Source organism: Actinoplanes sp. NPDC049668, assembly GCF_044465445.1.
GTDB lineage: Bacteria > Actinomycetota > Actinomycetes > Mycobacteriales > Micromonosporaceae > Actinoplanes.
Map to the genome: position 1 here is coordinate 76,502 of NZ_JBITLR010000005.1, position 25,345 is coordinate 101,846.

A 25,345-nucleotide genomic window follows, 5' to 3' on the forward strand; every position below is an offset into this window, starting at 1 on the left:
CGGAACGGGCCCGGTCAGTCGTCCGCGCCGGCGCCCGCGTTGACCGACGATGAGGTCACCGCGCCGCTGGTCAGGCCCCAGCGTTCCAGCAGGTCGGCGTAGCGGCCCGAGCGGATGAGCTGGTCCAGGGCGTCACGCAGGGCGTCGCGCAGCGCCGGGTTGTTCTTGGCCACCGCGATGCCGAACAGGCCGGGCTCGTACTGCACCGTCGAGGCCAGCTGGTACTGCGAGCGCGTGCGCGGGTCGGTCGCCAGGTGCGCGGCCGGCGGGTAGTCGTTCAGGATGGCGATCGCGCGCCCCGTGCGTACCTGAAGGAGCGCGTCCGCGTTGGTCTTGAAGGTCTGGATGCTGATCGGGCGGGAGCCGCACGCGGGCTGGGTGCGGCGCAGCAGGTCCACCTGCACCGTGCCCTGCTCGGCGGCGACCACCTGGCCGCACAGGTCCTTGAGGTCGGTGATGCCCTCCGGGTTGCCGCGCTGCACGACCAGCGCGAGCCCGGCGGAGAAGTAGTCGACGAAGTCGATCTTCTTCTGGCGCTCGGGGGTATCGGTCATCGAGGAGAGCACGCCGTCGTAGGTGCCCTTGTTCGTCTCGGCGATCATGGTGCCGAAGTCGGCCGGCACCAGCTCCACCCGGATGCCGGCCACCGCGCCGAGCGCGGCGGCGAGGTCGGGCTCGAAGCCGATGATGGTGCGGCCGTCGGCGCCGAAGGACTCCATCGGCGCGTAGCTCGGGTCCGTCGCGAGGCGGATGGCGCCGCGCCGCTGTACGGCGTCGGGCAGCCGGTCGTGGATCTCCTGGGAGAACTCGGCGGTGGCGCTGGCGGTGCCGGTCTCGTCGTCGGCGGTGATGCTGCCGCATCCGGTGGCCGACAGGGTGAGCACGACGCCCGCTACGACGAGGCGCAGGCGGCGGGTGGTGAGGTGCTTCATGCGCGGGTACCTCCGGTGCTCAGGTGGACAGGGGGTTCGGGCCGGGCGTGGCGCCCGGTGCCGCGGGGGTTGAGGAACAGGTCCAGCAGGTGCGGCCAGACCTCCGGCCGCGAGTACAGGTAGCCCTGCGCGGCGTCGCAGCCGGACGCGGCGAGCCAGGCGCTGACCTGTTCGGTCTCCACGCCCTCGGCGGTGACCCGGCAGCCGAGGCCGTGCGCCAGCTCGATCACGGAGCGGACGATCGCCTGGTTCTGCGGGTCCCGGTCCAGGTCGGCGACGAAGAGCCGGTCGATCTTCACTTCCGACACCGGTACGGAGCGCAGCTGCGCGATGCTGGTGTAGCCGATGCCGAAGTCGTCGACCGCGACGCCGATGCCGAGCCCGGCCAGCTCGACGACGGCCCGCGCCACGGTCTGCGCGTCGCCGGCCAGCGCGGTCTCGGTGACCTCCAGCAGCAGCCGCTCCGGCGGCGTGCCGTGCTCGGCGAGCAGGCCGGCGACGAAACCCGCGAAGCCGGGCGTCTCGAGGTTGCGCGCGGAGACGTTGACGGCGACCGGCCACGACTGGCCGAGCGACGTCCAGCCCGCCTGGTCGGTGAGTGCCCGGCGCAGCACCCAGCCGGTGAGCGGCTCGATCACTCCCGACTGCTCCGCCGCCGGCAGGAACTCCGCGGGCGGGAGCAGGCCGCGCTGCGGGTGCTGCCAGCGGACCAGCGCCTCCAGCCCGTCGATCTCGTCGTCGCGGAGGCGGACCTTGGGCTGGTAGTGCAGCACCAGCTCGTCGCGCTCGATCGCGCGGCGCAGCTCGGCCTGCACGGTCAGCCAGTGCGTCGGGTTGGCGGCGCCGTCCCCGGCGTAGAGCACGATGTCGGCGGTGCCGCGCTTGCCCTGGTACATCGCGGCGTCCGCGTGCTGCAGCAGCTCCTCGATCTGGTCGCCGTGCCGTGGGTAGAGCGCGATGCCGAAGCTGGCCTCGATGCTCAGCGGCACGCCGGACAGGACTGTCTCGCGGACCAGCTCGGCGCGGGCGGCCTCGATCAGGCCGAGCACGGCCTGCTGGTCCAGCCCGGGGATGATCAGGCCGAACTCGTCGCCGCCGAGGCGGGCCACGGTGTCGCCGGGGCGCAGCGCCTGCGTGAGCCGGGATCCGACCAGCGTCAGCAGCTCGTCGCCGGCGTGGTGGCCCAGGGTGTCGTTGACCTCCTTGAAGCGGTTCAGGTCGACGAGGACGATCGCGCCCTCGGCGCCCTCGATCGCGCTCTTGGCCCGCGCCCGGAAGGCGGCCCGGTTGGGCAGGCCGGTGAGGCCGTCGTGCAGCGCCTCGTGCTCCTGGTGCGCGGCGTGGCGGCGCAGCGCGCGGGTGGTCGACCAGGCGATCAGCGCGAGCATCAGGTAGAGGGCGCCCAGGCCGATGCCGAGCCGCCAGTACGTCGCGGTCATCTGCCGGCGCAGCTTGGCGTCGATGGCGTCGTACGGCAGGTAGAGCTCGAGGACGCCGATCGCCTGGCCGGACGCGCCCGCGATCACCGGCTGGAGCACCCGGATGATCCGGCCGACGCTGCGGTCACCGTCCGCGACGACGGCCACGTCGGTGTCGCCGGCCACGGCCGCCCGGAAGGCGGGGTTGGAGACGAGGATGCCGCCGGCCGTCGAGCCGTCGTCGGAGAACACCACCTGGCCGGTGAAGCTGCGGACCCGTAGCCGGACGACCGAGCCGTGGAAGATCGCGAGGTCGGTCGCGCCCTGCAGGCGTTCGCGCTGGGTCGTGGTCAGGCCGGCGGAGAGCTCGGCGCCGTCCAGGGCGGGCGCCACGGCCATCTCCTCGATGACCGCGGCCTGTGCGCGGCCCTGGTCCCGGCCCTGGCGCTCGGCGTCCTCGCGGTAGCTGCGCACCAGCGTGACGCCGAGCAGCACGACCAGCACGAGGCTCGCGGCGGCGTAGGCCAGCAGCAGGCGTGACCCGGTCGCGCCGCGCCTGCCCGTGCTTCGCCACCACATGCCCCTCTATCGACGGGTCGGCCGCGTTCTGAAGTAGTGCCTCGCCGCCGAAAAATGGGGCAATCAACCGGATTCCACTCGATAGGTCATCGCGGTGCGACGGCCCGGAAGTTCCCGTGCGGGCACGGGCGGAATTCTTGACACCATCGTGGAACGAATTGAGCAAAACGGGCAAACGGGACGAAAGCCGCCGCTAACGTGACTTCTGCAAGTGTCCGCAAAGGAAAGGTATGTCATGAAGCTCGTTCGAGGCGCACTGGTCATGTTCGGTATGGCTGCCGCGACCCTGGCCATCTCGGCCGGACCGGCTAACGCGGCCGGGACCTGCGGCTACGGCGGTTGCTACGGCTACGGCTACGGCGGCTACTACGGCAGCTACTACGGCTACCCGTACGGCTACGGCTACGGCTACGGCGGCGTCAACGTTCCCGTGAACATCTGCGGCAACAGCGTCTCGGTGCTCGGCGTCAGCGCGACCCAGGCCTCCTGCCGCTGACCCGGAACCCCCGTACCTGAAGCAGCAAGACCTGCGGTGGCAGGTGCCTCGTCGCCCGCGACGGCACCTGCCACCGAGTTTTTTCAGCCGCGCCCGACCCGCAGCGTGCCGACGCCGGCCACCGCGTCCAGGTCGATGCGGTCCGTGCTCTTCTCCCAGCCGGGGGAGAGGAACGAGGCACCCCGGGCGACCCCGTCATCGGTACGGCCGTCGAGCCGCACCTGGCCCGCGCCCTGCCGGGTGCGCACCCGCACCGGCACCGTTCCTCCGGTGTGGACCTCGAAGCGGTTGACCCCGCCCGACATCCGGACCGGCAGCGTGCCGTCCGGCTCCGGCAGCGTGAGGTCGATCCGGGTGGCGCCGCCGGCGAAGTCGACACCGTCCACTTCGGCCCCGCTCAGGTCGAAGACCCCCCGGTTGATCCCGCCGGTGATGCGCAGGCTCCACCGCACGTCCGCGCTGAGCACGACCGTGACCGCGGCGTCGCCGCGCTCGCCGTTCTCGTCCAGGAACAGCCGGACGCCGTCCTCGCCGACCGCGGCCCGCGGCACGACGCCGCTGTCGTCCGGGGTCGTGATCCGGTAGAGGTCCCCGTCCAGCGCCGCGGTGCTCAGGTCGATCGTCGCGGTGTCGCTGACCAGCTCGAACCGCGCCTGCGTTCGTCCGCCTGCCGGCGCGGTGAGCGTGCCCGCGTCGGCCGTGGCGGACGGCGTCGGCGCCGCGGCGGTGGCGGCGGCGGTCGCGGTGGCGGTGGCGCCCGCGGTGTTGCGGGTCAGCTTCGCCGCGACGACGCCGGCGCCGGCGAGCAGCAGTACGGCCAGCGTGGCACCCACCCCGGCGCGGAGCCGTTTCGGCCGGGCGGCCGGCGGCGCGGCCGGCGCGGGGTGCGCCTCGCGCTCGCGGCGCCCGGAGCGCAGCAGGGCGTCCACCGACGCGGCGGTCGGCTCGTCGCTGTAGTGGTCGGCCGCCGGGCCGATCCGGTGCGGCGCGTCGGGCCAGTAGTCCGAGATCGAGGGAAGGTTGGGCGGTATGCGTGCTTCGGGGTCGGTGTGGGCTGGGTTTTCCACGGCACGTGCTCCCTACAGGGCAAGCGCCACCGCCCGTGGGATCGCTACGGGCATCAGCGCGTGGTGAGTCCCTCGTCACTACGGATGAGGAGGCCGATCGGATCGATCACCTAGGGTGCTGATCGGATTGCCCCTTGCCATCGGAGCGTTCTGCCCCGAATATTGCCTCTGCTCCCCCGAACGGCTACTCAGGGAACGGAACCGGATGTCCCCAGAGGATGGAAATCGGCCCGACCTCCGGGTCGGCGGATGGATTCCCCCGATCCAGTACTTCGCCCCCACCGAACCGCGGCGGTCGTCCGCCGTCGCCGAGATCCCGGCGGCCCTGGTCGCCGCCCCGCCCGGCCGGCGCCGCCGGCTGCCGCCGCAGGCCCGGGCGCGGACCGTGCTCGCCGGCGCCGCGGTGCTCAGCGCCCTGGCCGCCGCCGGGCTGGCCCTGACGCAGGGCGAGCCGGAGAGCCGGGGCGCGCCCTCCTTCATCCTGCCGGCCGGGCCGGTCGTGCCCGCCCTGCCGCTGCCGTCCACGTCGGGCCCGGCGCCGTCGGCGAGCCGCGCCGCGGGGATCGCGACCAGCGACCTGAGCCGGCCGGTGGTGCCGCCGGGCGGGCCGGCCACCGAGCCGGCCCGGCACCGGCCGTCCGCGTCGCCGTCGCGGGCCGCGCTGCCGGTGGCCGGCGCGGAGATCGGTCTTCAGCCGGCCGGCGAGTCCGGCCGCCGGGTGCGGCACCGCGACTTCCGGGCCCGCATCGACGCCATCGGGCCGAACAGCTCCGCGCTGGACCGGGCCGACTCGCGCTTCACGGTCCGCGCCGGGCGCGCGAACGGGTCCTGCGTCTCGTTCGAGTCGGCCAACTACCCGGGCTACTTCCTGCGGCACCGCAACTACGCGCTGCGCCTCGACCGGGTGGACGGCTCGGCGTTGTTCAACGCCGACTCGACGTTCTGCGCGGTGCCCGTCGCCGGCGGATTCGTGCTCCGCTCGCACAATTATCCCGATCGCTTCCTCACTGAGAGCGATTCGGTGCTGCTACTGACCCGGACGTCCGCCGCTGCCGCGAAGGCGTTCGTCACCCGCAGTCCCCTCGGAGGCCTGTCGTAGGACCGGGCCGGCGGGGCGGGCGGGGCCTCAGGCCGACGCCCGCCAGACGATAGGGGTGGGTAGCAGCACGTTGGCCGGCGCCGGCCCCTCGTCGCGGAGCTGCCGCAGCACCAGCTCCGCCGCGTTGCGGCCGATCTCGCGGGCCGGCTGGTGCACCGTGGACAGCGGCGGCTGGGTGCGGGTGGCCCAGGAGCTGTCGTCGAAGCCGACGATGCCGACGTCCGACGGCACGCCGCGGCCGGCGTCGCGCAGCACCTCCATCGCGCCGGCGGCGACCGCGTCCGACGCGGCGAACACCCCGTCGATGCCGGGCTCGCGTTCGAGCAGTTCCCGCATGCCCTTGACCCCGGACGCGTAGTCGTAGAGCGGCACCTCGGCGACCAGCCGGGGGTCGAACCGCGCGCCGAGCGCCGCGCGGAAGCCGGTGAGGCGGTCGGCGCCGGAGTCGCGGTCCAGGGCCGCGGCGATCATGCCGACGTGGCGGCGGCCGGTGGCGGCCAGCCGTTCGGTGATCGCCTGGGCCGAGCCGGCGTTGTCGATGCCGACGAACGGGATGCTGTGGTGCAGGTCCGGCGGGTGCCCGACGAACGTCGCCGGCAGCTTCAGCTGGGCGATCACCCGGGTGATCGGGTCGTGGGTACGCGCGGACACGATGATCGCGCCGTCGACGAAGCCGCCGCTGAGGTACCGGGTCACCCGCTCGGTGTCGCGGGCGGAGTCGACCACCAGGCTGACCATCTGATGGTCCGCGACCGAGAGCACCTCGTTGGCGCCCAGCATGATGGCGCCGATGTTCGGGTCCTCGAGCAGCAGCGAGTGCGGCTCCAGGGCGAGGAAGCCGACCGCCTGCGAGCGGCGCATCACCAGGTTGCGGGCCGCGGTGTTGGGCACGTAGCCGACCTCGGCGATGGCCGCCTCGATGGCCGCGCGGGCCTCCGCGGAGACGTATCCGCCGTTGAGCACGCGGCTGACCGTGCCGCGGGAGATGCCGGACGCCGCGGCGACGTCGTGCACGGTCGCGCGTCGGCGCTTGTTGGGCGGGGCCACGTCAGAACTGTAACGCCGGGCTCTTGACCGGCCCCGCGGACCCGTGCCACGGTGTGCACGTTCACACACCCCCGCTTTCACTTCGTTGTCGCCCGGCAGACATGTGCACGTACCCACAGCTGCCGCGGTGACGGGAAGGGACGCCGATGCGAGGACTGCCCGGCATCAGCCTCGGCTGTGACTACAACTTCGAGCAGTGGCCGCCCGAGGTCTGGGCCCAGGACGTGGCGCTGATGCGCGAGGCCGGCGTCGACCTCGTCGCCGTCAACATCTTCGGCTGGTCGAGCATCGAGCCCCGGCCCGGCGAGTACGACTTCGCCGCCCTCGACCGCGTCATCGACCTGCTGCACGCGGGCGGCATCCGGGTCAACCTCGGCACCGGCACCTCCTCGCCGCCGCCCTGGCTGACCACCCGGCATCCCGAGGTCCTCCCGGTGGTCGCCGACGGCACCACCCGGGCGCCGGGCGGCCGCCAGGCCTGGTGCCCCAGCTCGCCGGTCTTCCGCGAGCACGCCCTCGCCCTGGTCGAACGGGTCGCGCGCCGCTACGGCGGCCACCCCGCCGTCGTGCTCTGGCATGTCTCCAACGAGCTCGGCTGCCACAACGCGCTCTGCTACGACGAGGCCAGCGCCGCGGCCTTCCGCCGCTGGCTGGAGCGGCGCTACGGCGGCCTTCCCGCGCTGAACGAGGCCTGGGGCACCGCGTTCTGGAGCCAGCGCTACGACGACTGGTCCGAGATCGGCCCGCCGCGGCTGGCCCTGTCGGCGCGCAACCCCGCACAGCTGCTCGACTTCCAGCGGTTCAGCTCCGACGAGCTGCTCGACCACTACCGGGCCGAGGCGGCCGTGCTGCGCCGGCACACCAGCGCGCCGGTCACCACCAACTTCATGGTCACCGCGCACATCCGCAACCTGGACTACTGGAGCTGGGCGCCCGAGATGGACGTCGTCGCCAACGACCACTACCTGGACCACCGGCTCGGCGATCCCACCGCGGAGCTGTCCTTCGCCGCCGACCTCACCCGCGGCCTCGCCGGCGGCGCGCCCTGGATGCTCATGGAGCAGTCCGCCGGCGCGGTCAACTGGCAGCCGCACAACCTGGCGAAGCTGCCCGGGCAGCTGCTGCGCAACTCGCTGACCCACGTGGCCCGGGGCGCCGACTCGCTCTGCTTCTTCCAGTGGCGCGCCTCGGCGCGGGGCGCGGAGAAGTTCCACTCCGCGCTGGTGCCGCACGCCGGCACCGACACCCGCGTCTGGCGCGAGGTCCTCGAGCTGTCCGCCACCCTCGCCGCGCTCGCCGAGGTGGCCGACACGACCGTGCGGGCCGACGTCGCGCTGCTGTTCTGCTGGGAGTCCTGGTGGTCGGCGGACACCGAGGCCCGCCCGTCGCAGGACGTGCGCTACCTGGAGCAGGTGCACGCGGCCTACGGCGCCGTCCGCGAGCTCGGCGCGACCGTTGACGTCGTCGCGCCCGGCGCCGACCTGAGCCGCTACCGGCTGGTCGTCGTGCCCTGCCTGCACCTGGTCACCGACGCCGACGCGGCCGGAATCGACGCCTACGTGGCCGGCGGCGGCCACGCGGTCGTCACGTTCTACAGCGGGATCGTCGACGGCACCGACCGGGTCCGGCTGGGCGGCTACCCGGGCGCGTTCCGCGAGCTGCTCGGCGTGGTAGCCGAGGAGTTCCACCCGCTGCCGCACGGCGGCCGGGTGCGGCTCTGCGGCGGCGGGAGCGCCACGCTCTGGACCGAGCTGCTGCGGACCACGACCGCCAAGACCGTCGACGCGTACGCGGACGGCCCGCTGCCCGGCGTGCCGGCGATCACCCGCAACACGTACGGCGACGGCACCGCCTGGTACGTCGCCACCGCGCTGGACCAGCCGGGCCTGCGGGAGCTGATGGACACCGCGCTGCGCGAGGCCGGGGTGCGGCCGGTCGGCCCGCGCAACGACGGCTCGGTCGAGGTGGTGCGCCGCACCGGCGACGGCCGCGCCTACGTCTTCGTCGTCAACCACGGCACGCACCCCGTCGAGTACGCGGTCACCGGCCGGGAGCTGATCACCGGCACGGCCGTGGACGGGCTGCTGCGGGTGCCCGCCGGCGCCGTACGCGTGGTGAGAGAGGAGCCCAGCCCATGAACCGGCACGGCCGGGCCGTGGCCTTCTTCGTGCTGCCGTTCGGGGTGCTGTTCACCCTCTTCTACCTGGTGCCGATCGGCTACGCCGTCGTGCAGTCGCTGTACACCGTCGAGCGCACCGGCACGTTCGGTCCGGCCCGCGAGGTCTTCGGCGGCCTGGTGCAGTACCGGCGGGTCTTCTCCGACGCCCCGTTCTGGGAGTCGGTCCTGCGGGTGCTGGCCTTCGGCGTCGTGCAGGTGCCGGTGATGCTGGGCCTGGCCCTGCTGCTGGCGCTGCTGCTCGACTCCGGCCTGGTCCGGGGCCGGCGCTTCTTCCGGCTGGCGTTCTTCGTCCCGTACGCGGTGCCGGGCGTGATCGCCGCGATCATGTGGGGCTTCCTCTACTCGCCGAACCTGTCCCCGTTCACCGCACTCACCGCCAACCTCGACCTGCTCTCCGCGGACCTGGTGCTCTGGGCCATGGCGAACGTCGTGACCTGGGTGTACGTCGGCTACAACATGCTGATCATCTACTCGGCGCTGCTGGCGATCCCCGCCGAGGTGCACGAGGCGGCCCGGCTCGACGGCGCCGGGCCGGTACGGACCGCGTGGTCGATCAAGATCCCGCTGGTCATGCCGGCGATCGTGCTGACCACGGTCTTCTCCATCATCGGCACCCTGCAGATGCTCGCCGAGCCGCAGGTGTTCCGCAGCTTCAGCTCGGCGGTCTCCAGCACCTACACGCCGAACCTGACCGTCTACTCCACCTCGTCGGTGCCGAACTTCCACCTGGCGGCCGCGTTCTCGGTCGTGCTCGCGCTCGCCACGTTCGCCCTGTCGTTCACCTTCCTCAAGGTCGCCCAGCGCCGGGGCGAGCGGTGAGCGGGGTGCGGCGCGAGAGCGTCCTGTCGCGCACCGCCGCGATGCTGGTCATGGGCGTCTGCACGGTCTACTTCCTGGTGCCGGTCTGGTGGCTGTTCGTCGGCTCCTCCAAGAGCCGCGAGCAGTTCACCGGCACCAGGCCGCTGTGGTTCGCCGACTTCGACCTCGGCGACAACGTCCGGGAGCTGCTCGCGTACCGCGACGGCGTGTTCCTGCGCTGGATGGTCAACAGCCTGGCCTACACCGGCGGGTCGGCGCTGCTGGGCACCCTGCTCGCGGCCATGTGCGGCTACGCGCTGGCGAAGTACCGGTTCCCCGGCCGCGAGACGTTGTTCAACGTGGTGCTGGGCGGGGTGCTCGTGCCGGCAACGGCGCTGGCCCTGCCGCTGTTCCTGCTCTTCAGCAGGGCGGAGGCGACGAACACGTTCTGGTCGGTGTTCCTGCCCAGCCTGGTCAACCCGTTCGGCGTTTACCTGGCCCGGATCTACGCGGCCGCGAGCGTGCCGGACGAGCTGCTCGAGGCCGCCCGGATCGACGGGTCGGGCGAGGTGCGCAGCTTCTTCACGGTGTCGGTACGGCTGATGTTCCCGGCGCTGGTGACCATCTTCCTCTTCCACTTCGTCGCCGTCTGGAACAACTTCCTGCTCCCGCTGATCATGCTCGGCGACGAGCGGCTGTTCCCGGTCACGCTCGGCCTCTACTCGTGGAACACCCAGGTCAACCAGCTGCCGGAGCTCCGCGGCCTGGTGATCGTCGGTGCCCTGCTCTCGATCGCCCCGCTGGTGGTCGCCTTCCTGTTCCTGCAACGGTTCTGGCGCAGCGGTCTCGGCGCCGGGGCAGTCAAGTGAAACCTCCCCCGTCCGTACAGAAGAAGGAAGTGCCATGCACATGTCCCTTCGCCCGGCCGGCGCCCTGCTGGCCACCGCACTCCTGCTCGCCGCCTGCTCCTCGGGAGGCGACGACGACGCGTCGAACACCGCCGGCGCCGCGTCGTGCGCGCCGTCGTCCGGGCCGGTGACCCTCACCTACACCTCGTGGATCCCCGGCATCGAGGAGGTCGCCGCCGCCTGGAACGCCAAGAACCCGAACATCCAGGTCAAGGTCCAGACCGGGCCGAACGGCAACGGCGGCACGTACCAGAACTTCTTCAACCAGATCAAGGCCGGCAACACCCCCGACCTCGGCCAGATCGAGTACGACGCGCTGCCCGGCTTCCGGGTGCAGGACGGCCTGACCGACCTCGGCGGCTGCGACATCGTGGCCAAGGCCAAGGACCAGTTCGTCGACTGGACCTGGAACCAGGTCAGCTTCGGCGAGCAGGGCCACGCGTACGGCGTGCCGCAGGACGCCGGCCCGATGGCGCTCTTCTACCGCGCCGACCTCTTCGAGCAGCACGGCATCGCGATTCCGAAGACCTGGGACGAGTACGCCGCGGCCGCCGAGAAGGTCAAGGCCGCCGGCGGCTACATCACCAACTTCTCGCAGAGCGACGTCAACCAGTTCGCCGGCCTCGCCTGGCAGGCGGGCGGCCGCTGGTTCGCCAACGACGGCAAGCAGTGGACCGTCACCCTGACCGACGACAAGACGAAGCAGGTCGCCGACTACTGGCAGGGCCTGATCGACCGCAAGCTGGTCTCCGCGGTGCCGCCGTGGACCTCGGAGTGGGACAACGCCTACAACTCCGGCTCGGCCTGGACCTGGGTGTCCGCGGTCTGGGGCGCCAACTCCATCGCCACCGGCGCGCCGAAGACGGCCGGCAAGTGGCGGGTCGCGCCGATGCCGCAGTGGGGCGCGGGCGAGTCGGTCGCCGGCAACTGGGGCGGCTCGTCGACCGCGGTGTTCAAGGGCTCGAAGCACGTCTACGAGGCCGCGCAGTTCGCCCTCTGGCTGAACACCTCCGAGGAGGCGCTGAGCCTGCTCAACGCCAAGGCCAACCTGTACCCGGCGACGAAGGCCGGCGCGAGCCTGCCCGCGCTGTCCAAGGGCGTGGCGTTCTACGGCGACCAGAAGATCTACGAGGTCTTCGCGCAGGCCTCCGGCCAGGTGTCGCCGGACTTCACCTGGGGACCGACGATGACGTCCACCTACGCCGACGTCTCGGACGGCTTCAAGGCCGCCGTCTCCGGCAAGGGCACGCTGACCGAGGCGCTCACGGCGGCACAGGCGTCGACGATCCAGACGCTCAAGTCGCAGGCGATCCCCGTCAAGGAGTGACGGCCGGCGGGCCGCGGGCGGCCTCGTGCCGGCCGCCCGCGCTGCCCGACTCGATCCGTTTCGCCGGACTCGACACGGATGTCCGCCAAACCGTCCGTCCACTCAGGATCGGGTCGGCGCCGTGACCGATTCGTCCGTGGCGACCGGTGTGTGCGGGCGAGTTGCGCGGAAAAGGGACCGCCCCGTCGATATCCGCGCCTTCCAGGCCTAGCGGCGGCAGGTCTTCTTGTCGATGATGTCTACGTGACTGGCCGGCATCGTCGACGAATGCGATTTCGCGCAGCAACCGCTGCCCTCACGACGGTCGCCGTCGTGACGGTGGTGGCCGGAGTGCGCCTGGGAATCGGTGGGCTGAACGGCGCCGAGTGCTCCGGCGAGGTGCGCCTCGCCGTCGCCGCGGCGCCGGACCTCGCACCGGCCGTGCAGGCCGAGGCCGCGGCCTGGACCGGGGAGAAGGCTCAGGTCGACGGCGCCTGCGTGCGGGTCGACGTCAAGGCCGTCGACCCGGCGGACGTGGCCGCCGCGCTGATCGCCAAGCAGCGGGTCTCCGCGACCGCGGCGGCCCGCGCCGGTGCCGCCGTGCCGGACGTGTGGATCTCCGACTCCGGCACCTGGCTGCAGCGGCTGCGCTCGGCGGCGCCCTCCTTCGCCTTCACCGAGGAGGGATCGATCGCGCTCAGCCCGGTGGTCCTGGCGATGCCGCAGCCGACCGCGGAGAAGCTCGGCTGGCCCCGCAAGAAGCCGGGCTACGGCGACCTGCTCAACCTGATCACCACCAGCACCACCACCCGGGCCGGCACGGTCGACCCGGCCCGCGACGCCGCCGCGCTGTCCGGGCTGCTCGCGCTCGGCGCCGCCGCGAACGCCGCCGACCAGCGCCGGCCCGGCACCACCAACGGCCTGCTGCGGGCCCTGGCGACCGACACCTCGGTGCTGCGCGACGACCTGATGGCCCAGTTGCCCCAGGCGGACGACGCCGCGTCGCTGGCCGCCGGGCTCAGCCTCGCCGCGATGTCGGAGAGCGACGTCATCCGGTTCAACGACGCGCGGCCGCAGGTCCCGCTCGCGGCGTTCTACCTCGAGCCGTCGCCGGTCCCGCTGGACCACCCGTTCGCGGTGCTGCCCGAGCTGTCGGCGGATCAGGCCGAGGCCGCGCGCCAGTTCTACGACCGGCTCAGCGCCGACGAGGGCTTCCGCGGCCGGCTCGCACAGGCCGGCTTCCGCGCGCCGGACGGCAGCTCGCCGCCCGGATTCGAGGGCCCCGAGGGTGCGCCGCGCCGGATCGAGACGGGCGTGGCCGGGGACAGCGGCACGGCGGCGGCCTCGCCGGCCGACGAGGCGACCATCGACCGCGCGCTGGCCGGCTGGTCCGCCGTGGTGGCGCCGGCCCGGATCCTCGCGATCGTCGACGCCTCCGAGAGCATGAGCACCCCGGTGCCGGAGGCCCGCGGCGCCACCCGAATGAAGCTCACCCTCGCCGCCGCCCGCGGCGGGCTCGGGCTGTTCAGCGACGACTGGTCGGTCGGCCTCTGGGCCACCGCCGGTGGCCCGGGCGGCGGCCGCAGCGAGCTGGTGGGCATCCGCTCGCTGACCACCAACCGCGCCTCGGTGGCGAACGCGCTCGGCGGCATCCAGCCGGCGAACGGCGAGGCCGGCCTGTACCGCAGCATCCTCGAGGGATACCGCAAGGTGCAGAACGGCTGGCAGGCGGGCCGGGTCAACTCCGTGCTCGTGCTCACCGACGGCGTCGGTGTCGGCGTCGGCGACATCGCCCTGCGCGACCTGCTCGCCGAGCTGGAGGACGCCAAGGCCGCCGACCGGCCGGTGCAGGTCATCGTGCTCGGCGTCGGCAACTCGGTCGACCGGGCTCCGCTGGAGCAGATCACCAAGGTCACCGGCGGCGGCGTCTTCGTCGCCGAGGACCCGGCCCAGATCGGCGCCGTCTTCCTCGACGCGCTCTCGCTGCGGACCACCACGCCCCGCTGACCGTCCCCGCTTGACGCATCGACTCTGATCGATTAGACCGGTGGTGGCATCCGGTCGAGTCTGTGGGGGTACGAAAATGGTCATGGTTCGGGGAGTTCTCGCCGCGGTGCTGGTCGCCGGGGTGCTCGGCGTCGCCTCGCCCGCCGCCGCCGACGCCATCGGCGGCGATCCGACCGCGCCGACCGACGGCCCGTGCGCCTACACGCCGACGCCGGACGACCCGGCCGCCCGGCCGGTGCCGCTGCCGCGCGATCCCCGGCGTACGCCCAGCCGTGGCCACGTGCCGGTGCTGCTGCGCACCAACCTCGGGCCGATCCCGCTGGTCCTAGACCGCGCCGCCGCGCCCTGCACCGTGCAGAGCTTCGTGCACCTGGTCCGGCACCGGTTCTACGACCGCACCATCTGCCACCGGCTCACGGCGTACCCCACGCTGCTGGTCCTGCAGTGCGGAGACCCCTCCGGCACCGGTTCGGGCGGGCCGGGCTACCGCTACCGCGACGAGTTGCCGACGGACCTCCCGCCGGCGCCGACGGACCCGACCGGCGCCCGGCGCGTCTACGCGCGCGGCGTGCTGGCCATGGCCAACGCCGGGCCGGACACCAACGGCAGCCAGTTCTTCCTGGTGTACGGCAACTCCGCGCTGCGCCCGAACTACTCCATCTTCGGCGGCGTGACGCCCGCCGGGCTGCGCACCCTGGACCGGGTCGCCGCCGGGGGAGTGACGCCGACCGAGGACGACCCGGCACCGCTGGACGGGCCGCCCGCCCTGCGCACCGAGATCCACAAGGCACACGTCTGGTTCTGATCACGGCGACGGTCCGCCGGGACCCGGCGGCTCTGCGATACCGTCTTGCGGGCGGACCGTCGCGTTTCCCGGGCCGGAAACGACCCGCGCGGCGGCCGGCGATCAGGGAGACACCGATGTCCGAGTCCACCGCAGGTTCCGACGCCACCGCGGGCGAGCAGCCCGAGGCCGAGCAGGGTGAGGAGACTTTCGCGAACCGCGCGGCCCGCCGGGCCAAGGGCAAGAAGAGCGGTTCCGGCCTTGGCGTGTCCGGCAAGAGCCAGAATCCGGTCGGCCGGGGCTCGGTGCAGAGCCCCCGGCAGTACGGCACCCGGCGCAGCGGCTGAGGCCTAGCGGCAGAGGCTCAGCGCACGGCGGCGACCGTCGCGTCGGTGCCGCCGCGCCAGAGCAGCCCGGTCTCGGTGAAGCCGGCGGCGCGCAGCGCGTCGAGGTGCCAGGCCGCCGGCGGCGTCCACTCCGCGGCGCCGTGGTCGGCCGGGTAGATCTTCTGCCGCTCGGCGTGCAGCGGCGCGAGGCGCGGGTCCGCCGCCACCCGGCTCCACCAGTCGCGCCAGGACAGCGCGGCACCCGTCGCGTAGCGGGTCTCGCGGCGGGTGTCCGCGGTGGCGATCAGGCGCTTGGTCAGGCCGGGCAGCCCCTCGTCGGGCATGTGGTCGGCGTTGGCGAAGAGGCCGCCGGGCCGCAGCACCTCCCGGATCTCCGCGTAGAGCTTGGTGAGGCGCTCGGGCGCCAGCCAGTGCAGTGCGGTCGCGGTGAGCACCGCGTCGTAGCTGCGGTGCGGTAGCGCCGCCGCCCAGGCCGGGTCGCCGAGGTCGGCCGACACGATCTCCGCGCGGCCGTCCAGCGCCGCGGCGGCCAGGGCGAGCAGCACCGGGTCCTGGTCGACGACGGTGACCTCCGCGCCGGGGAACACCTCGAGCGTGCGCAGGGCGATCGTGCCCGTGCCGCCGGCCAGGTCGAGGACCCGGGGCGGGTGCTCGACCTGGCCGGCGCGCAACGCATCCAGCATCGTCGCGAAGCGGTGTTCCCGATCCGGCAGATAGGCCTCCTGCTGCCGGTCCCAGCTCTCCTGCCACGCGTCCGCCACGTCGGCGAGGTAATGAGTCATGCCCATCACGGTACTTACATGTCCGGACCTGGTCCAGAGTTACGGCGTGATCCGCCACTCCTGGCAGGTGTTGCCCAGCGCGGCCCACTGCCGGACCGCGGTCCCGTTGGCGGTGCCGCAGTTCGTCACGTCCAGGACCTTGCCGTTGGCCCGGTTCGCGATCAGGTAGCGGCCGTTGACCGGCGTCACGCTCCACTGCTGGCAGGCGTTGCCGAGCGGCGCCCACAGGTTGAGCGCGGTGCCGTCCCCGGCGCCGCAGTTGACCGAGTCGAGCACGGTGCCGCTGTTGGCGTTGGTGATCGTGTAGTAGCCGCTGCCGGCCCGGGCGAACGTCCACTGCTGGCAGGCGTTGCCGAGCGACGCCCACTGGTCGATGGCCGTGCCGTTGGCCGTGCCGCAGTTCACCGCGTCCAGCACCGCGCCACTGTTCTGGTTGATCAGGCGGTAGCGGGTGCCGACGACCGGGAACGTGACGCTGCCGCCCGGATCGCCGGCCGGCGCGGTCAGCGTGCTGCCCAGCGACGCCGGGGTGCCGAGGTTCGGCGTGCCGTCCGAGTTCCAGGTGATCTTCTGGATCCGGGTGGTCCGGGTGCCGCCGCAGCCCTGCCCGGTGGTCTCGTTGGCGTGGTAGGTCAGCCACGTCTCCGAGCCGTCCGGCGAGGTGAAGAAGCCCTGGCCGCCGGGGCCGTACACGCCGTTGCCGTCGGCGCGCTGGAAGATCGGCGTGCTCCGCTTGGTCCACGACGCCGCGCTCAGCGGGTTGGTACCGGTCAGCGTCAGCATGCCCAGCTTGTAGTCCGGCGTGTTGCAGGAGCTCGTCGAGTAGGTGAGGAACGTCCGGCCGCCGCGCTGCAGGACGTACGGCGCCTCCTGGGTGTTGCCGCCGGACGTCTCCCACGAGTACGACGGCGAGGAGATCCTGGTGCCGTACGCGCTCACCGTCCACGGGTTGCTCATCGGGGCGATGAACAGGCTCTGCAGGTTGCCGACCCAGGACGAGTACAGGTAGTAGTTCGCGCCGTTGATGGTCGCGACGCTGCCGTCGATGGCCCAGCCGTTGTTCGCCTGCACCTGCAGCTGGGCGGCGAAGTGGTAGGGGCCCATCGGGTCGGTGCCGCTGCTCTCCAGCACGTACGAGCGCTGCCCGTCGCAGCACGCCGGCGGGCCGGCCGAGTAGTAGTAGTACCAGCGCTTGCCGTTCGGGCCGTCGAGCAGGTGCAGCGACGGCGCCCACATGTTGCAGCAGTTGGTGGAGCCGGATCCGGTGTAGACCACGGTCTCGCTCGCGCCGGCGAGGGCGGCGACCGACGCCGCCTTCTTGATCACGAGCTGGGAGTTCCAGGTGGTCGCGGCCAGGTAGTAGTTGCCGTTGTAGTACCCCATCCAGGGGTCGGCGCCGTACGGCGCCGCGGCGACGGGATTGGTGAACGTGGTGGCGGCCGCCGCGCGGCCCTGCGCCGGGGGTGCCACGATCGCGAGGACGCTCAGCAGCAGCGCCACCGCGGCCAGGTGTAAGGGTTGTCGTTTCATGGCCGAAATTGTGAACGTTCACACTTACGTGGGTCAATATCTTCACATCATCTGCCCGAAACAACGGCGAAACCTTGACGTAGAACTTGTTACCGCTAACACTGCGCACGACATCGACCGATGTCGCTAGATTTGTCAGGAGGTTCCCAATGTCAGGAGTCTGGACCGGCCGCAGGCGCCGACGAGGCCTGTTGGTGGGGGTCGCCAGCTCGGCCCTGCTCGCGGTGGCCGTCTTCGCCTCGATCTCCGCCGAGGCGGCCACGCCGATCGTCGCCCTGGCGACCCCGACCGTCCCGCCCGCGGCGTACCCGAACCCGGGGGTGATCACGGGCGACACCGGCGCGCACGATCCGTCCATCGTGAAGACCCCGGCCGGGGGATACCTGGCCGCCTACACCGGCGACAACCTGCTGCTGAAGACCTCCTCGGACCGCAGGGCGTTCCGCAACGCCGGCGCGGTGTTCCCGGGCGGCGCGAGCTGGACGACGCCGTACACCGGCGGCAGCCGCAACCTGTGGGCGCCCGACATCTCCTATCGCAACGGCCGCTACTACCTGTACTACTCGGCGTCCACGTTCGGGTCGAACCGCTCGGCGATCTTCCTGGCCACCAGCGCCACCGGGGCGTCCGGCTCGTGGACCAACCAGGGCCTGGTGATCGAGACCGGCACCTCGGACAACTACAACGCGATCGACCCGAACCTGATCGTCGACGGCCAGGGCCGGTGGTTCCTGAGCTTCGGCTCGTTCTGGTCCGGGATCAAGCTCATCGCGCTCAACCCGTCCACCGGCAAGCGCTCCGACAGCACGGTACGGGCCATCGCCGGGCGCAACGGCGGGGCGATCGAGGCGCCGTACATCTTCCGGCACGGCTCGTACTACTACCTCTGGGTCTCCTTCGACTACTGCTGCCGGGGTGCGTCCAGCACCTACCGGGTCATGGTGGGCCGGTCGACCAGCGTCACCGGGCCCTATGTGGACCGCAACGGCACCGCGATGACCGCGGGCGGCGGCACCCAGCTGCTCGCCTCGCACGGCGCCGTGCACGGGCCCGGCCATCAGGCCGTCTTCGCCGACACCGACAGCGAGGTGCTGGTCTACCACTACTACGCCAACAGCGGCGCGGCGTACCTCGGCATCAACCTGATCGGCTACGACTCGGCGGGCTGGCCGTTCGTCTACTGACGGACATCAATGCAAATAACCTGCAAACACATTTGTCTTCACATTGACATCCGTCTGTGTTGTTCTGTAACAGGAAAGCGCTTGCTTCGGGCAAAGCGGGCGTGGGAGCCAGTAACACCTGCAGGAGCGCGGCGCCGCCGGCACATGGCCGGCGGGCCGCCGGTGCCGGTCCGGGCGGCACCCGACCATCCTCCGCGCCGCGATCCATCGCGCGGCGACCACAGAATTCCAAGGAGAAGACCATGCGCAACAAGTTGCGCCACATCGTGCTGGGCGCCTCCGCGGGCGCGACCGCCCTCGCCCTCGCCGGTGCCGGCCTCGTCGCGACCAACTCGGCCTCCGCGGCCGAGGCCGGCGCCGCCGCGGTGCCGGTACCGCTCGCGGCGCCGGTCGACCAGCTGTCCGGCTGGGCCACCCAGAACGGCGGCACGACCGGCGGCGGCGGAGCCGCGACGACCACGGTGACCAGTGCCTCGGCGCTGACCTCGGCGGTCGGCTCCAGCTCGGCGGCGGTCATCCGGGTCTCCGGCACGATCAACTGCTCCGGGATGCTGCGGGTGCGGTCCAACAAGACCATCATCGGCAACTCCGGTGCCGCGATCGTCGGCTGCGGGCTGAACATCAACGGCGACCGCAACGTGATCATCCGCAACCTCAACTTCCGGAACTGGAACGACGACGCGATCAACGTGCAGACGTCGGCCACCAACATCTGGATCGACCACAACAGCTTCAGCAACGGCTACGACGGCGCGGTGGACATCAAGCGCGGCTCCGACTTCGTGACCGTGTCGTGGAACCGGGTCTTCAGCCACGACAAGTCGATGCTGCTGGGTCACAGCGACGACAACGCCAGCCAGGACACCGGGCACCTGCGGGTGACCTACCACCACAACTGGTTCGACGCGTCGACGCAGCGCCACCCGCGGGTCCGCTTCGGCAACCCGGTGCACGTCTACAACAACTACTACAACCGGAACTCCGGCTACGGCGTCGCCTCCACCGAGGGTGCCGGCGTGCTGGTCGAGAACAACTCCTTCGAGAGCGTCTCCGACCCGTTCCACCTGGGCGAGGGCGACTCCGGGCCGGGCACGCTCGTGGCCCGCGGCAACCTGCTGGTCGGCTCCGGCTCCGGCCAGACCGGCGGCAGCGTCAAGAGCATCCCGTACTCCTACCCGCTGGACGCCGCGAGCAGCGTCAAGTCGATCGTGACGGCCAGCGCGGGCGCGGGCCGGATCTCGCTCTGACCCGATCGTCGGTCCGCTTCCCCGTCCCGCGGCAGCGGGGCGGGGAACCGCGCCGTCCGGTGAGACGGCGGGAGGGAGTGGAAACGGCGCCTCTCGGGCGCCCACATCAGAGGTGAAGGCCGGCCGCGATCAGTGCACAATACTGATTCGCGGATCGGTTCATGCGTATTTCCATAAAAGCTATTCTTCAGTACGGCGCGAGGGCCACCACAACCGCAACACCGTCGACCACCCGCACACCATCCATGGCGGTGGCGCGAACGTTTCGACAATTGCGGGAGCGGCGCTGCGGTCGTCCTCGGTGACCTGGAAGCACGAAGGCCTGCGGCGTCGCCGCAGGCCTTCGTCGTACCCATGGTCGGTTCGTGGTCGGGGGACCGGGCAAGGGGAAACGGGGGACGAGGAGGGCGCCTCATCCCCCGCCCAAACCCTTTCGGACGGATCATCTGTGTCGGGAGCCGGGCCACGGGAATTGACTGTCGGGTCACCTCCAGATCGTCGGGGCAGTTTTATGGGAGCGCTCCCATAATGACTGTAACTGCCCCGGCGATCCGGTGGAAGAGGTTTGCGAAATTGCTCAGACGGTCGCGGTACAGGTGGCCGTCGGCGTGGTGCTCGTGCCGGAGCCGATGAATCCGAAACTCGTTGTCGCGCCGGCCGCCAGTGTGCCGTTGTAACTCACATTGGTGGCCGTCACCGTGTTGCCGCTGGCGGTGACCGTGGCGCTCCAGCCCTGCTGCACCGTCTGGCTGCCGGGGTAGGTCAGCCGCACGGTCCAGCCCTTGATCGCGGCCGAGCCGGCCTGCACCGTCACGTTGCCCTGGAACCCGCCCTGCCACGAGGTGGCGGAGTACGTCGCCGAGCAGGCACCCGTCGCCGGCGGCGTGGTCGGCGTGGTCGTGGGCGGCGTGGTGGGCGGGGTGGTCGGCGGGGTGGTGGGCGGCGTGGGCGGCGTGGTCGTCGGCGGCGTCGTGGGCGTGGTCGTGCCGCCGAAGTTGATGTCGCTGCACCAGTAGTACGACTGGTCCAGGTGGCTGGCCTGCCAGATCGTGTAGACCATGGCCCGGCCGGAGCGCCCGGACAGTGCCACCGGCAGGTCGAGCTGCACGCCGCCGCTGACCGTGGTCCACTGCGCGGCGGGCGTGTTGCCGATCTGGCTGACCAGCTGCAGGTCGGACCACTTCAGCGCCGTGTTCACCGGGTTGAAGCCCGCCCGGGTCACGTACACCCGGATGTAGTCGGCGCCGTGCAGCGCCTGGTCGAACACGCGCACGTTGAAGCTGTTGCCGACCGAGGTCGCCTGCCAGTCGCCGACGGTGTCCATGGCGTTGTAGCGCCCGCTCTGCGTGCGGCCGGCGCTGCACAGCTGACCGTCGGGAATGGCGCCCTGGTGGTTACCGGCGACGCCCTCCCGGAACAGGCCGTTCCAGTTCCACATGGCGTTGGGGTCGGCCTGCCAGGCCTGCCAGCACATCGGGTCCAGGGTCGCCATGGTGGGATCCTGGAACTTGCTGCCCCAGCGTTGCCAGCAGCCGTAGTTGCGCGACGCCGGCCCGATGACGTTGCCGTGCGCGGCGGCGGGCCCGGCCGGAAGCGCCACGATCGCCAAGGCGGCGATCACGGCTCCGACGAGCCCGCTCACGAGTATGCGGATTCGTAGCGAGGTTGACATGGGGGATCAGCACTCCGTGGGATTCAAGGCCCTCGAGGAAAAGGGCATGGGGCGAGAGGGGTACGGCGGAAGCTGCCCATGGCCTCCGCCCGCCGCGTGGCCCGACGGGTGCGCGCTCAGCCTCGTCGAGCGATCGGCCCATGTCAATGCCCGTTCCGGCAGGCCCGGACCGTGCCGGCGCCTCGCCAAAGAAAGCTTCCGGATCATGGCAACCATTCGCGGCGTTCTGACCACTACGTGACGGGCGGGGTGACCGTCCGCGTCTGGCGAATGGATGTGTCATGACCCCACCGCGCGCTCCGCACGCCGGAGGCCCGGCCCGGCGGCGAACCCGGGACAGCCCCGCCGGCGGGCGGCGGCCCGACGCCGGCCGGGTGCGACCGTGCGTGCCGCGCCCGGCGGGCGTGCCCGGCGCGGTCGGCGTGGAACTGGTGACCGGCCTGGCCGGGCCCGCCGAGCGGCTCTGCCCGCAGTACACGCCCGAGCAGGCCGCGGAGCTGGCGCGCGCGGCCGCCGCCGACACCGCCCGGGCCGTACGGGCCCGGCCCGGTCCGGCCCGGGTGGCCGTGCCGCTGGAGTGGGCCCTCGCCGGCATCCGCCGCCGGCCCGGGCCGGCCCTGCTCGTCGCGACCGAGGTCCCGCAGCTCTCCCCGGACCTGCTGACCGACGCGATCGGCCTGCTGGACGACTTCGACGCGGTGCTCGGTCCCACCACCGGGGACGGCTGGTGGGCGTTCGGCCTGCGCGAGCCGGCGCGCGCGGCGCTCGGTCCGTCGACCGGGCTCGGCGCGCTGACGGTCGCCGCGCTGCGGCTCGGCCTGCGGGTGGCGATGCTGCCGACGCTGCACGGGCTCTGCACCGGCGCCGACGTGCGCCCGGTCGCCGCGCGCTGCCCGGCCGGCAGCCTGTTCGCCGCCGTCGCGACGCGGCTGGCACTGACGACGCAGGGCTGAAACGCCCGTGGAAGATCGGGTACGTTGCTGGGCATGAGCGTGCGTTTCGGAGTCTTCGTGCCGCAGGGATGGAAGCAGGACCTGGTCGAGATCGCCGATCCGGTCGAGCAGTACGAGGCGATGACCGCGGTCGCCCGGGCCGCGGACGCCGGCCCGTGGGACTCGGTGTGGGTCTACGACCACTTCCACACCATCCCGGAACCCACGATCAACACCACCTTCGAGTGCTGGACGGTCACCTCGACGCTGGCCCGCGACACCAGCCGGGTCAACATCGGACAGATGGTCGGGTGCAACGGCTACCGCCAGCCCTCGCTGTACGCCAAGATCGCGTCCACCGTCGACGTGGCCAGCAAGGGCCGGCTCTACGCCGGGCTCGGCGCGGGCTGGTACGAGCACGAGTGGAAGGCCTACGGCTACGAGTGGACCGAGGTGCCGCAGCGGATGGGCCAGTTCCGCGAGGCCGTCGAGATCGTGCATCGCATGTGGACCGAGGAGCGGCCGGTGTTCTCGGGCCGGCACTACTCGATCGACGGTCCGATCAACGAGCCCAAGGGCGTGCGGAAGCCGCACCCGTCGTTCTGGCTCGGCGGCGGCGGCGAGAAGGTCACCCTGAAGCTGGTGGCGCAGTACGCGGACGCCTGCAACGTCGGCGGCGGCAAACCCGAGCTGATCCGGCAGAAGCTCGACGTGCTGCGCCGGCACTGCGACGACCTGGGCCGCGACTACGACCGGATCATCAAGTCCACCGGGCTGGAGCTGGACCTGACGGAGTCGACGGCCGACACGATCGCCCGGATCGAGCGGATCGTCGAGGCCGGCGCCGACTACGTGATCGTGTACGTGCCGCGGGTGGCCTACGACCACGAGCCGATGCTCCGCCTCGCCCGCGACGTCATCCCGCAGTTCGCGTAGCGCCCGGCTGGTCCTCCCGGTCGGCGACCGCGAACGCCAGGCCGCTCTGCACGGTGAGGTACGGCCGGACCCAGACCTCCGCGGCCGGGCACTCCTCGTAGAGCCCGGGCGGCGCCTCGTCGTCCACCCGCACCGGCGGGTACACGTAGGTCTTCTTGCGCTCGATGACATCGTCCATCAGCCGGGCCAGCGGTGCCGCCGCGCCGTCGTCGAACGCGCCGACCTCGGCGTCCCAGTCCTCGAGCCGGTGCACCCGCAGCGCGGCCAGCCGGTGCAGCGGCACGTCGAAGCTGAAGTCGGCGCCACCGCCGCTGGTGCCCGGCACGGTCAGGTCGCCCCGCGGTTCGCCGCGCCGGACCAGCCGCAGCCGGGGTGCCCGGTCGCCGAACGTCCCGGCGACGAGCCGGCCGGTGACGGTGACCGCGTCGGCGCCGTACCGGATCCGGTCCAGCTCGGCGTGCCGCTCGCGCCGCCAGGCGGCGACGGCGAGGAAGCCGTCCATCGTCGGGTACGGGACGTTGCGGGTGAACGGCGCGGTCTCCGCGCACCCGCCGAGCAGGCCGCGGACGTCGAGTCGGCCCGCGCGCAGCCGGTGCCGCCGGCCGCGGCGGTCCTCGAGGAACAGGTCCCAGCGCCCCTCGTCCAGCAGCGGCGCGTCGGCGGGGAAGGAGGCCTCCCACTGCTGCGCGCCGGTCAGCGGCACCCGGACCAGCCTGCGGTCCGGCTCGGCGCCCCGGGACCGGAAGACGAGGTGGGTCAGGTCCCGGGCGAGGCGGTCGCGCGGCACCCGCACGACGACCCGGCCGTCGTGCATCCGGCAGCCGCCCACGTACCGTTCCTGTGCCGCGGCGGGCCGCCACCGTCCGGGCAGGGCCCTGAGCAGGGCGAGCTCGCCCTCGGCGCGCAGCCGGCGCACGGGCGCGGCCAGGCTCGCGGCCGACCTGGTCAGCGCGCCCGCGCCGGGGCGCAGGCGGGCGAAGAGCTCCTCGTACCGGGCCGCCACGGTCGCGGGGTCGTAGCGCCGGGAGTTCTCCCGGGCGGCCCGGCCGAGCCCGGCCCGGAGCCGGTCGTCGTTGATCAGCCGGAGCAGGCCGGCCGCGATCGCCGCCACGTCGCCGACCGGCACCAGCAGCCCGTCGACGCCGTCCGTGATGATCTCGGCCGGGCCGACCGGGCAGTTGGTGCTCACCACCGGCAGCCCGCAGCGCATCGCCTCGACGATGGTCATCCCGAACGACTCCTTGGCCGAGGTCACCGCCGCGATCGAGCCCTTCGTCCACTCCGCCTCCAGCGGCGTGTACGCGCCCATCAGGAAGACGTGGTTGTGCAGGCCGAGGTCGGCGATCAGGGCGGCGAGCGGCGCGGCCTGCCCGCCGCCGCCGTAGATGCGCAGGCTCCAGTCCGGCCGCTCGGCGACCACCTCGGCGAACGCGCGCACCAGCAGCTCGTACCGTTTGACGGTGGCCAGCCGCCCGGCCGCGACGACGATCCGGCTGCCGCCGTCCGCGGGGGTGATGTCCGGGTCGGGCACGCTGTTGGGGATGGACAGGATCGGGAGGCCGGCGCCCGGCAGCCGGTCGCGCAGCGTCCGCGCGTCGGCCTCGGTGACGGTCACCGCGGCGGACAGCGCGGGGTAGTGCTGTCGCATCTGCTCGCGCACCGCCGGCGGCACCGCGTCCTGGGTCATGTGCTCCTGCGCGATCCGCACCTGGTCCGGCCGGGCGAGCCGGGCCACGCAGAGGTTCAGCGCCGGGCGGGTGCCGACGACCACGTCCGCGGAGGTCCGCCGCAGGTAGTCGGCGATCCGCTCGTCGGTGAGCCGGCTGTAGAACCGGAAGAACTCCTCCTGCACCGGCACGAGCGCGGACAGCTCCCGGCCGCGCGGATCCGCGGAGTCCGCGGAGCCGGGGCGCAGGTCGACGAGGCCCACCACCGAGATCCGTGGGGCGATGTCGAGCATCGGGCGGTCCAGCCGGCGCAGGATCGAGACGACCTCGACCTGGTGCCGAAGGGACAGCTCCCGGGCCAGGTTGAGCACCGTACGGATGGTGCCGCCGACGCCGTACACGTTGTGCACCAGGAACGAGATCCGCAC

The 25,345-nt window shown here is 72.3% G+C and carries 21 protein-coding genes; 13 read left to right on the forward strand and 8 right to left on the reverse strand.

Annotation, left to right across the window (positions count from 1 at the left end):
• Positions 1-14: 14 nt before the first annotated feature.
• Both ACIBSW_RS21605 and ACIBSW_RS21610 read right to left on the reverse strand, forming a co-directional pair.
• Positions 15-932, reverse strand: a complete 918-nt coding sequence (locus ACIBSW_RS21605; RefSeq protein ID WP_354723050.1) for an ABC transporter substrate-binding protein — start codon at positions 930-932, stop codon at positions 15-17.
• Positions 929-2,929, reverse strand: a complete 2,001-nt coding sequence (locus tag ACIBSW_RS21610; protein ID WP_354723052.1) for a bifunctional diguanylate cyclase/phosphodiesterase — start codon at positions 2,927-2,929, stop codon at positions 929-931. Before ACIBSW_RS21610 ends, ACIBSW_RS21605 begins: the two co-directional genes overlap by 4 nt.
• Before the next feature lie 235 nt (positions 2,930-3,164).
• Here ACIBSW_RS21610 and ACIBSW_RS21615 point away from each other — a divergent pair, with 235 nt between their 5' ends.
• Positions 3,165-3,425 carry a chaplin family protein gene (locus ACIBSW_RS21615; protein ID WP_354723054.1) on the forward strand — a complete coding sequence of 87 codons (261 nt, stop codon included), beginning with the start codon at positions 3,165-3,167 and terminating at the stop codon, positions 3,423-3,425.
• A gap of 83 nt (positions 3,426-3,508) precedes the next feature.
• On the opposite strand, the gene ACIBSW_RS21620 is transcribed toward ACIBSW_RS21615, so the two are convergent.
• Complete coding sequence (locus ACIBSW_RS21620) at positions 3,509-4,492, reverse strand: hypothetical protein (protein ID WP_354723056.1); 984 nt, start codon at positions 4,490-4,492, stop codon at positions 3,509-3,511.
• Positions 4,493-4,697: 205 nt separating this feature from the next.
• Between ACIBSW_RS21620 and ACIBSW_RS21625 the strand changes: the two genes are divergently transcribed.
• Positions 4,698-5,591, forward strand: a complete 894-nt coding sequence (locus ACIBSW_RS21625; RefSeq protein ID WP_354723058.1) for an AbfB domain-containing protein — start codon at positions 4,698-4,700, stop codon at positions 5,589-5,591.
• Between the two features lie 27 nt (positions 5,592-5,618).
• Here the strand turns inward: ACIBSW_RS21625 and ACIBSW_RS21630 are convergent, their stop codons facing one another.
• Positions 5,619-6,638 (reverse strand): LacI family DNA-binding transcriptional regulator, encoded by a 1,020-nt coding sequence (locus tag ACIBSW_RS21630; RefSeq protein WP_354723060.1) that lies wholly within the window; start codon positions 6,636-6,638, stop codon positions 5,619-5,621.
• Between the two features lie 146 nt (positions 6,639-6,784).
• Here ACIBSW_RS21630 and ACIBSW_RS21635 point away from each other — a divergent pair, with 146 nt between their 5' ends.
• From ACIBSW_RS21635 to ACIBSW_RS21665, 7 genes are all read left to right on the forward strand, one after another.
• Complete coding sequence (locus ACIBSW_RS21635) at positions 6,785-8,776, forward strand: beta-galactosidase (protein ID WP_354723062.1); 1,992 nt, start codon at positions 6,785-6,787, stop codon at positions 8,774-8,776.
• On the forward strand, positions 8,773-9,636 hold the full coding sequence (locus tag ACIBSW_RS21640) for a sugar ABC transporter permease (RefSeq protein ID WP_354723064.1): 864 nt from the start codon (positions 8,773-8,775) through the stop codon (positions 9,634-9,636). The genes ACIBSW_RS21635 and ACIBSW_RS21640 overlap by 4 nt, the downstream gene beginning before the upstream one ends.
• Positions 9,637-9,677: 41 nt before the next feature.
• Positions 9,678-10,484: a carbohydrate ABC transporter permease gene (locus ACIBSW_RS21645; protein ID WP_354723081.1), complete on the forward strand. Its 807-nt coding sequence runs from the start codon at positions 9,678-9,680 to the stop codon at positions 10,482-10,484.
• Between the two features lie 34 nt (positions 10,485-10,518).
• A complete protein-coding gene (locus ACIBSW_RS21650) occupies positions 10,519-11,850 on the forward strand; it encodes an extracellular solute-binding protein (RefSeq protein WP_354723066.1) in 1,332 nt (443 codons plus the stop codon).
• 267 nt (positions 11,851-12,117) lie between these two features.
• Complete coding sequence (locus tag ACIBSW_RS21655) at positions 12,118-13,836, forward strand: VWA domain-containing protein (protein WP_354723068.1); 1,719 nt, start codon at positions 12,118-12,120, stop codon at positions 13,834-13,836.
• Between the two features lie 82 nt (positions 13,837-13,918).
• Complete coding sequence (locus ACIBSW_RS21660) at positions 13,919-14,641, forward strand: peptidylprolyl isomerase (RefSeq protein ID WP_354723070.1); 723 nt, start codon at positions 13,919-13,921, stop codon at positions 14,639-14,641.
• A 116-nt stretch (positions 14,642-14,757) separates the two neighbouring features.
• The gene (locus tag ACIBSW_RS21665) at positions 14,758-14,967 is read left to right on the forward strand and encodes a hypothetical protein (protein ID WP_354723072.1); all 210 of its coding nucleotides are present in this window, start codon (positions 14,758-14,760) and stop codon (positions 14,965-14,967) included.
• Positions 14,968-14,984: 17 nt separating this feature from the next.
• Here ACIBSW_RS21665 and ACIBSW_RS21670 read toward each other — a convergent pair whose 3' ends face one another.
• Entirely contained in the window at positions 14,985-15,749 is a 765-nt protein-coding gene (locus ACIBSW_RS21670; protein ID WP_354723074.1) for a class I SAM-dependent methyltransferase, read from the reverse strand.
• A 39-nt stretch (positions 15,750-15,788) separates the two neighbouring features.
• Positions 15,789-17,279: a family 43 glycosylhydrolase gene (locus tag ACIBSW_RS21675; RefSeq protein ID WP_354723076.1), complete on the reverse strand. Its 1,491-nt coding sequence runs from the start codon at positions 17,277-17,279 to the stop codon at positions 15,789-15,791.
• A gap of 194 nt (positions 17,280-17,473) precedes the next feature.
• Between ACIBSW_RS21675 and ACIBSW_RS21680 the strand changes: the two genes are divergently transcribed.
• Positions 17,474-18,463 carry an arabinan endo-1,5-alpha-L-arabinosidase gene (locus ACIBSW_RS21680; RefSeq protein WP_354723078.1) on the forward strand — a complete coding sequence of 330 codons (990 nt, stop codon included), beginning with the start codon at positions 17,474-17,476 and terminating at the stop codon, positions 18,461-18,463.
• A 242-nt stretch (positions 18,464-18,705) separates the two neighbouring features.
• Positions 18,706-19,710, forward strand: a complete 1,005-nt coding sequence (locus ACIBSW_RS21685) for a right-handed parallel beta-helix repeat-containing protein (protein ID WP_354730829.1) — start codon at positions 18,706-18,708, stop codon at positions 19,708-19,710.
• A gap of 577 nt (positions 19,711-20,287) precedes the next feature.
• On the opposite strand, the gene ACIBSW_RS21690 is transcribed toward ACIBSW_RS21685, so the two are convergent.
• Positions 20,288-21,382: a lytic polysaccharide monooxygenase gene (locus ACIBSW_RS21690; protein WP_354730285.1), complete on the reverse strand. Its 1,095-nt coding sequence runs from the start codon at positions 21,380-21,382 to the stop codon at positions 20,288-20,290.
• A gap of 281 nt (positions 21,383-21,663) precedes the next feature.
• Here ACIBSW_RS21690 and ACIBSW_RS21695 point away from each other — a divergent pair, with 281 nt between their 5' ends.
• The gene (locus tag ACIBSW_RS21695) at positions 21,664-22,335 is read left to right on the forward strand and encodes a DUF2064 domain-containing protein (protein WP_354730283.1); all 672 of its coding nucleotides are present in this window, start codon (positions 21,664-21,666) and stop codon (positions 22,333-22,335) included.
• 33 nt (positions 22,336-22,368) lie between these two features.
• Positions 22,369-23,250, forward strand: a complete 882-nt coding sequence (locus ACIBSW_RS21700; RefSeq protein ID WP_354730281.1) for an LLM class F420-dependent oxidoreductase — start codon at positions 22,369-22,371, stop codon at positions 23,248-23,250.
• Here ACIBSW_RS21700 and ACIBSW_RS21705 read toward each other — a convergent pair.
• The gene (locus ACIBSW_RS21705) at positions 23,231-25,345 is read right to left on the reverse strand and encodes a glycosyltransferase family 4 protein (RefSeq protein ID WP_354730279.1); all 2,115 of its coding nucleotides are present in this window, start codon (positions 25,343-25,345) and stop codon (positions 23,231-23,233) included. The genes ACIBSW_RS21700 and ACIBSW_RS21705 overlap by 20 nt on opposite strands.